The sequence below is a fragment of the Micromonospora sp. MW-13 genome (genome assembly GCF_003434305.1).
Lineage (GTDB): Bacteria > Actinomycetota > Actinomycetes > Mycobacteriales > Micromonosporaceae > Micromonospora.
Window position 1 is genome coordinate 1 of record NZ_QKKX01000100.1, and the last position, 8,928, is coordinate 8,928.

At 76.7% G+C, this 8,928-nt stretch carries 2 protein-coding genes; both read left to right on the forward strand.

Going from position 1 to position 8,928, the window contains the following annotated elements; translation table 11 throughout:
- Positions 1–2,215, forward strand: a 2,215-nt coding sequence (locus tag C5N14_RS31300; protein ID WP_117673501.1) for an SDR family NAD(P)-dependent oxidoreductase, incomplete at its 5' end; no start/stop codon positions are given.
- A 47-nt stretch (positions 2,216–2,262) separates the two neighbouring features.
- The coding region (locus C5N14_RS31305; protein ID WP_117673503.1) for a type I polyketide synthase at positions 2,263–8,928 on the forward strand (6,666 nt) is incomplete at its 3' end.

An 8,928-nucleotide genomic window follows, 5' to 3' on the forward strand; every position in this document is an offset into this window, starting at 1 on the left:
CCGGGACCGGTTCTGGCCGACCGCCGCCGCCGGACAACCCGGGCAGGACGACGCGCCCACCGGCGTCGACTCCGCGTTCTGGGCCGCCGTCGAGCGGGAGGACCTCTCCGCGCTCGCGGAACTCACCGCGCAGAGCGCCACCGAGTCCCTCGAACGGCTGGGCGCGGCCCTGCCGGTGCTCGCCTCCTGGCGGCGCCAGCAGCGCGAACGGTCCACCCTCGACGACTGGCGCTACCGCAGCGTCTGGCAGCCGTACACCGGGACGCCCGTGAGCTTCCTCCCCGGCGCCTGGTGGGTCGTCGCCGACGAGCGGCACGCGGCCGACGGCGAGACGGCGGTCGCCGAGCTGACCCGCCGGGGCGCCGAAGCCCGGCTGGTGGTGCTGCCCGAACGGCTGGCCGACCGGGCCGCCGTCGCCGAGCACCTGACCGCCGCCACCCGCACCGCCGACGGGGACACCGCCCCGGCGGACGGCGTCCTGTCGCTGCTCGCCCTCGCCGACGGCGCGGTCGACGACACCCAGCCGGTGCCGCCGTTCCTCGCCCGCTCGCTGGCCCTGATCCAGGCCCTCGGCGACCTCGACGTGTCCGCGCCGCTGTGGTGCGTCACCCGGGGCGCCGCCGGCACCACCCGGGGCGGGACCGTCGACCGGCCGGAGCAGTCGCTGCTCTGGGGCCTCGGCCGGGTCGTCGCCCTGGAACACCCCGAGCGCTGGGGCGGCCTGGTCGACGTGCCGGCCACCCTCGACGACCACGGCTGGGACCTGCTCTGCGCCGCCCTCGCCGGCCTCGACGGTGAGGACCAGCTCGCGGTCGACGGGGCCACCGTCCTCGTCCGCCGGCTGGTCCGGGCCCCCGCCGGCGCCCCCGCCGCCGACGCGCCCGACCACCCGGGCACCACGCTGGTCACCGGCGGCACCGGCGCGCTCGGCGCGGAGGTGGCCCGCTGGCTGGCCGCCCGGGGCGCCGAGCACCTGCTGCTGGTCAGCCGCCGGGGCGCGGACGCGCCCGGCGCCACCGAACTGGTCCGGGAACTGACCGAGGCGGGCACCCGGGTCACCGTCGCGGCCTGCGACGTGGCCGACCGGGCCGCGCTGGCGAAGCTGCTCGACGACGTGCCCGCCGACGCGCCGCTGACCGGCGTCGTGCACGCGGCGGGCGTCCTCGACGACGGGGTCCTGGACGGCCTCACCGCCGACCGGATCGCCACCGTGCTACGTCCCAAGGTGCTCGGCGCACTGCACCTGCACGAGCTGACCGTCGACCGGGAGCTGCGCACGTTCGTGCTGTTCTCCGCGATGGCGGGCCAGCTCGGCGCCGCCGGCCAGGGCAGCTACGCCGCCGCGAACGCGTACCTCGACGCCCTCGCCGAGCAGCGGCACCGGCAGGGGCTGCCGGCCACCTCGGTCGCCTGGGGTCCCTGGGCGGCCGGCGGGATGGCCGCCACCGACCCGGCCGTGGAGGAGCGCCGCCGCCGTACCGGCGTGGCCCGCCTCGACACCGCGCCCGCCCTCGCCGCCCTGGAGCGGTGCGTGGCGCGGCGCGAACCGGCCACGCTGGTCGCGGCCATCGACTGGGCCCGGTACGTGCCGGGGTTCGTCGCCGTCCGGCCCAGCCCGCTGCTCGGGGGCGTCGCCGAGGCGCAGCGGGCCGTCGCCGAGCGGGCCGACGACTCCGGGGCGTCCCCCGAGTCGCTGGCCGCCCTGCTCGCCGGGCAGACCGACGCCGAGCGGCGCAAGACCCTGCTGGAACTGGTACGCGGCCAGGCCGCCGCCGTGCTCGGGCACGCCTCGATGGACGCCGTCGAACCGGACCGGGCCTTCCGGGAACTCGGCTTCGACTCGCTGACCGCGGTGGAACTGCGCAACCGGCTGGCCGCGGCCACGGGCGTCCGGCTGCCCGCAACGGTGGTCTTCGACTACCCGACCGCCGCCGGCCTCGCCGAGTACGTCCGGGCGGCGATCGTCGACGGCGGGGTGGTCGGCGTCGCGCCGGTCTTCGGCGAACTGGACAGGTTGGAAGCGGCGCTCACCGGCTCGGCGCCGGACCGCAGCGCCCGGATTCGGATCACCGAGCGGCTGCGGGCGCTGCTCGCCTCCCTCAACGAGGACGACGCCCCGGCGGGCGGCGGCGGGGACACCGTCGCCGAGAAGCTCCAGGACGCCACGCCGGACGAGGTCTTCGACTTCATCGACCGGGAGTTGGGGGTGTCCTGACGTGATCGCTGCTGCGTCGACGGGTCAACACAAGGAGTGCGCGGTCCATGGCTGACGAGGCGAAGCTTCTCGACTACCTCAAGCGGGTCACCGCCGACCTGCACCAGGTGCGGCAACGCCTGCGCGAGGTGGAGGCCGGCGAGCAGGAACCGGTCGCCATCGTCTCCATGAGCTGCCGCTTCCCCGGCGGGGTGCGGACGCCGGAGGACCTGTGGGAGGTCGTCGCGTCCGGCCGGGACGTGATCACCGACTTCCCGGCCGACCGGGGCTGGGACCTCGGCTCGCTGTACGACACCGACCCCGAGCGGGCCGGCACCTCGTACACCCGGCAGGGCGGCTTCGTGCCCGACCTGGCCGACTTCGACCCGGGCTTCTTCGCCATCTCCCCGCGGGAGGCCCTGGCGATGGACCCGCAGCAGCGGTGGCTGCTGGAGGCCTCCTGGGAGGTCCTGGAGCGGGCCGGCATCGACCCGCACTCGCTGCGCGGCAGCCGCACCGGCGTCTTCGCCGGCAGCACCGGCCAGGACTACGGCGGCGTGCTGATGGGCGCCGCGCAGGGCCTGGAAGGCCACCTGATGACCGGCAACGCCGGCAGCGTCGTCTCCGGCCGGATCTCCTACACCTTCGGCCTGGAGGGCCCGGCGGTCACCATCGACACCGCCTGCTCGTCCTCCCTGGTCGCGCTGCACCTCGCCGGCCAGGCGCTGCGCCAGCGGGAGTGCACCCTGGCCATCGTCGCCGGGGTCACCGCCATGTGCACGCCGGCCGCCTTCGTCGAGTTCTCCCGGCAGGGCGGCCTCGCCGAGGACGGCCGGTGCAAGGCGTTCGCCGCCGCCGCCGACGGCACCTCCTGGTCCGAGGGCGTCGGCGTGCTGCTGCTGGAGCGGCTGTCGGACGCCCAGCGCAACGGCCACCCGATCCTCGCCGTGGTGCGGGGCAGCGCCGTCAACCAGGACGGCGCGTCCAACGGCCTGAGCGCCCCCAACGGGCCGTCCCAGCAGCGGGTGATCCAGCAGGCGCTGGCCAACGCCGGCCTCGCCGCCGGCGGGGTGGACGTGGTCGAGGCGCACGGCACCGGCACCCGGCTCGGCGACCCGATCGAGGCGCAGGCGCTGCTGGCCACGTACGGGCAGGACCGGGGCGACTCGGCCCCGCTGCTGCTCGGCTCGGTGAAGTCGAACCTCGGGCACACCCAGGCCGCCGCCGGCGTCGCCGGGGTGATCAAGATGGTGCTGGCGATGCGGCACGGCGTCGTCCCGCCCACCCTGCACGTGGACGCTCCGACCCCCCAGGTGGACTGGGACGCCGGTGCCGTCGAGCTGGTCACCGAGACCACCCCGTGGCCGGCGGTGGACCGGCCGCGCCGCTCCGCGGTGTCGTCGTTCGGGGTCTCCGGCACCAACGCGCACATCATCGTCGAGCAGGCCCCCGCCGTCGAGGCCGCGCCGGCCGACGCCGCGCCGGCCGTCGAGCGGCCGGTCGTGCCGGTGCCGGTGTCGGCCCGGGACGCCGCGGCGCTCGCCGCGCAGGCCGGCCGCTGGGCCGCGTGGCTGGCCGCCGACCCGGACCTGCGCCCGCTCGACGTGGCCTTCTCGTCGGTCACCTCCCGGTCCGCCCTGGACAGCCGCGCCGTGGTGCTGGCGACCGGCCGCGACGACCTGGTCGCCGGGCTGCGGGCGCTGGCGGCGGGGGAACCGTCGGGCGCGGTGGTCGCCGGCCAGGCGGCCGACCGGGGCCCTCTCGCGGTGCTGTTCTCCGGCCAGGGCGCGCAACGCGCCGGCATGGGACGGGAGCTGTACGGGTACTTCCCCGGGTTCGCCACCGTGCTGGACGAGGTGTGCGCCGGGCTGGACCCGCTGCTGCCGCAGCCGCTGAAGCCGGTGCTGTTCGCCGAGCCGGGCACGGCCGAGGCGGAGCTGCTGGACCAGACCGTGTTCACCCAGGCCGGCCTGTTCGCCGTCGAGGTGGCGCTGTTCCGGCTCGTCGAGTCGTTCGGGATCGCGCCGGACCTGGTCGGTGGCCACTCGATCGGCGAGATCACCGCCGCCCACGTGGCCGGCGTGCTGTCCCTGGCCGACGCGTGCGCCCTGGTGGCCGCGCGGGGCCGGCTGATGCAGGCGCTGCCGGCCGGCGGCGGCATGCTGGCCGTGGCCGCGCCGGAGGCGGACGTGGCGGCCAGCCTGGCCGGGCTGACCGACCGGGTCGGCATCGCCGCCGTCAACGGCCCGTCGGCCGTCGTCGTGTCCGGCGCGGCCGACGCCCTCGACGAGGTCGAGCGGGCGTGGCGGGACCGGGGCGTCCGCACCCGCCGGCTGACCGTCAGCCACGCCTTCCACAGCCCGCTGATGGAGCCGATGCTCGCCGGGTTCCGGGCCGTCCTGGACACGCTGACGTTCGCCGCGCCGACGCTGCCGGTGGTGTCGAACCTGACCGGCGCGCTCGCCGCCGCCGAGGACATCCGCACCCCCGAGTACTGGGTGCGCCACGTCCGGGAGGTGGTCCGCTTCGCCGACGGGGTCACCGCCCTGCGGGCGGCCGGCGCGGTCACCTTCCTGGAGATCGGCCCGCAGAGCGTCCTGACCGCGATGGCCGGTGACCTCCTGCCCGGCGACGAGGACGTGCTCGCCGTCGCCACCCAGCGCAAGGACCGGCCCGAGGCCCACGCCCTGCTGGCCGGCCTGGCCGAGCTGCACGCGCACGGCGTCCCCGTCACCTGGCAGCCGTGGTTCGCCGACACCGGCGCGCGGCGGGTCGACCTGCCGACGTACGCGTTCCAGCACCAGCGGTACTGGCCGGAGGCCGGCGCCGGGTGGACCGGTGACGTCACCGCCGTCGGCCTGCGCCCCGCCCAGCACCCGCTGCTCGGCGCCGCCGTCGGCGTCGCGCACGCCGAGGGCTTCCTGTTCACCGGTCGGCTGGCCCGGCGCACCCACCCGTGGATCTCCGACCACGTCGTCTTCGACACCGTGCTGCTGCCCGGCACCGGCTTCGTCGAGCTGGCCCTCCAGGCCGGCGCGCACGTCGGCGCGGACCACGTCCGCGAGCTGACCCTGGAGTCGCCGCTGATCCTGCCGGAGACCGGCGGCGTCGACATCCAGCTCTGGATCGGCCCGGCCGACGAGACCGGCTGCCGGACCGTCTCCCTGCACTCCGCCGCGGACGGCGAGCCCGCCGAGGGCACCGGCGAGCGGCCCTGGACCCGCAACGCCAGCGGTGTGCTGGCCGGCGGACCGGCGACCCCGGGCGGCCCGCAGGGCTGGTCCGACCTGACCGCCTGGCCGCCCCCCGGCGCCACCGAGGTCGGCACCGACGACCTGTACCTGAACCTCGCCGCCCAGGGCTACGACTACGGCCCGTCCTTCATCGCGCTGCGCTCCGCCTGGCGGCGCGGCGAGGAGCTGTTCGCCGAGCTGGCCCTGCCCGAGACCCCGGCCGCCGAGGCCGGCGGGTACGGCCTGCACCCGGCGCTGCTCGACGCGGCCCTGCACACCCTCGGCCTCACCACGCCCGCCGGCGAGCCGTCCGGCGCGGACATGCCGCCCGGCTACGGCCGGCTGCCGTTCTCCTGGAACGACGTCGCCCTGCACGCGGCCGGCGCGGCGGCGGCCCGGGTCCGCGTCTCGCACACCGGCACCGACAGCGTCTCCCTGCTGCTCGCCGACGTCACCGGCGCGCCGATCATCTCCGTCGGTTCCCTCGTGCTGCGGCCCGTCTCCGCCGACCAGCTCCGGGTCGCCGGGGGCGGCGGCACCGAGTCGCTGTTCCGGATCGAGTGGGCCCCGCTCGCCCTGCCCGCCGGCCCGTCGACCGCCGGCTGGGCGGTCGTCGGCGACGCCGCCGGCCTCACCGACGCCGTCGCCGCCACCGGTACGGCCGTCGCGGCGTACCCCGACCTGACCGCCCTGGCCGCCGCGCTCGACGAGGGCGCGGACGCGCCCGGCGTGCTGGTCGTGCCGTTGCTCGACCCGCCCGCGTCGGCCGACGTGCCCCGGGCCGTCGCCGAGGTCACCCACCGGGTCCTCGCCATGCTCCAGCAGTTCCTCGCCGACGACCGGTACGCGGACTCCCGGCTGGTCGTGCTCACCCGGGGCGCCGTCGCCAACGCCACCGACGCCGACCTGACCGACCTGGCCGGCGCGGCCGTCATCGGCCTGCTCCGCTCCGCCCAGTCGGAGAACCCCGACCGGTTCGTGCTGGTCGACGTCGACGACGTGGCCGGCTGCGCCGCCGCCCTGGTCGCGGCCGTGGGCACCGACGAGCCGCAGGTCGTGATCCGCTCCGGCGTCGCCGCCGGGTCCCGGCTCACCCGCGTGCCGGCCCTCGCGGAGCCGCCCGCCGCCCCGTTCGACGGGGACGGGACCGTGCTGATCACCGGTGCCACCGGCACCCTCGGCCAGCTCATGAGCCGGCACCTGGTGACCGTGCACGGCGTCCGGCACCTGATCCTCACCAGCCGGCGCGGCCGGTCCGCCGGCGGCGTCGCCGAACTCTGCGCCGACCTGGAGGCGCTCGGCGCGACCGTCACCGTCGCCGCCTGCGACGTCGCCGACCGGGCCGCGGTGGCCGAGCTGCTCGCCGGCATCCCGGCGGAGCACCCGCTCACCGCCGTCATCCACGCCGCCGGGGTACGCGACGACGGCGTCATCTCCTCGCTCACCCCCGAGCGGATGGACGGCGTGCTGCGGCCCAAGGTCGACGCCGCCTGGAACCTGCACGAGCTGACCGCCGGCCTCGACCTGAAGGCGTTCGTCTCGTACTCGTCCCTCGCGGCCACCGCCGGCGGCCCCGGTCAGGGCAACTACGCCGCCGCCAACGCGTTCCTCGACGGGCTGGCCCAGCACCGCAAGGCGCGCGGCCTCGCCGCCCTCACCCTCGCCTGGGGCCTCTGGGCCGACCGCAGCGGCATGACCACCGAGCTGGACGACGTCCACCTCAACCGGATCTCCCGCTCCGGCGTCGCCGCCATGGAGGCGGAGGAGGGCCTGGCCCTCTTCGACGCCGCCTGCCGCACCCCCGACGCCGCGCTCGTCCCCGCCCGCCTCGACCTCGCCGCGATGAAGGCGCAGTTCGCCGGCGGCACCATCCCGCCGCTGTACCGGGCGCTGATCCGCACCCCCGCCCGCGCCGCCGCCGCGGCCGGCACCGGGGCGTCCCTGGTCCAGCATCTCGCCGCGCTCGGCGACGCCGACCGGGTCACCGCGCTCGTCGAGATCGTCCGGGGCCAGGCCGCCGCCGTGCTCGGCTACCCCGACCCGGCCGCGATCGAGCCGCGCCGGGCGTTCAGCGAGTTCGGCTTCGACTCGCTCACCGCCGTGGAGATGCGCAACCGGCTCAACAACGCGTTCGGCATGCGACTGCCGGCCACCCTCGTCTTCGACTACCCGAGCCCGCACGACCTGGCCGTCCACCTCGGCACGGAGATCGCCGGCACCCCCGTCCCGGTCCGGCCCACGACCGCCACCGTGGCCGTCGGCGACGACGAGCCCCTCGCGATCATCGGCATGGCCTGCCGGCTGCCGGGCGGGGTGTGGTCGCCCGACGACCTGTGGCGGCTCGTCGCCGACGGCGTCGACGCGATCACCGACCTGCCCACCGACCGGGGCTGGGACCTCGACACCCTCTACAGCCCCGACCCGGACGCCAGCGGCACCTTCTACGCCCGGGGCGGCGGCTTCCTGGGCGGCGTCGACCGGTTCGACCCCGGCTTCTTCGGCATCAGCCCCCGCGAGGCGCTGGCCATGGACCCGCAGCAGCGGCTGCTGCTGGAAACCACCTGGGAGTCGTTCGAGTCCGCCGGGATCGACCCGGCCACCGTGCGGGGCAGCAGCACCGGCGTGTTCGTCGGCACCAGCGGCCAGGACTACGGCTCGCTGCTGGCGTACTCGCCGGAGGCCGCCGAGGGCTACATGCTGACCGGGATGACCAGCAGCGTCATCTCCGGGCGGGTCGCGTACACGTTCGGCCTGGAGGGGCCCGCCGTCTCCCTCGACACCGCCTGCTCGTCGTCCCTGGTCGCCCTGCACTGGGCGGGCCAGGCGCTGCGGCGCAGCGAGTGCGACATGGCCCTCGCCGGCGGTGTGATGGTGATGGCCACCCCGACCGCGTTCGTCGAGTTCTCCCGGCAGCGCGGCCTCGCCACCGACGGGCGGTGCAAGTCGTTCGCCGCGTCGGCCGACGGGACCGGCTGGTCCGAGGGCGTCGGCATGCTCCTCGTGCAGCGGCTCTCCGACGCCCGCCGGCAGGGCCGCCAGGTCCTCGCCGTGGTCCGCGGCTCCGCCATCAACTCCGACGGCGCGTCCAACGGCCTCACCGCCCCCAACGGCCCGTCCCAGCAGCGGGTGATTCGGCAGGCCCTGGCCACCGCCGGGCTCACCACCGCCGACGTGGACGTCGTCGAGGCGCACGGCACCGGCACCACCCTCGGTGACCCGATCGAGGCGCAGGCGCTGCTGGCCACGTACGGCCAGGACCGGCCCGCCGACCGGCCGCTGCTGCTCGGCTCGATCAAGTCGAACATCGGCCACGCGCAGGCCGCCGCCGGCGTCGCCGGGGTGATCAAGGTCGTGCAGGCCATCCGGCACGGGATCGTGCCCGCCACCCTGCACGTCGACGAGCCGTCCCCGCACATCGACTGGGCGGCGGGTGCCGTCGCGCTGGTCACCGAGGCCACCCCGTGGCCGGCCGTCGACCGGCCGCGCCGGGCGGCGGTGTCG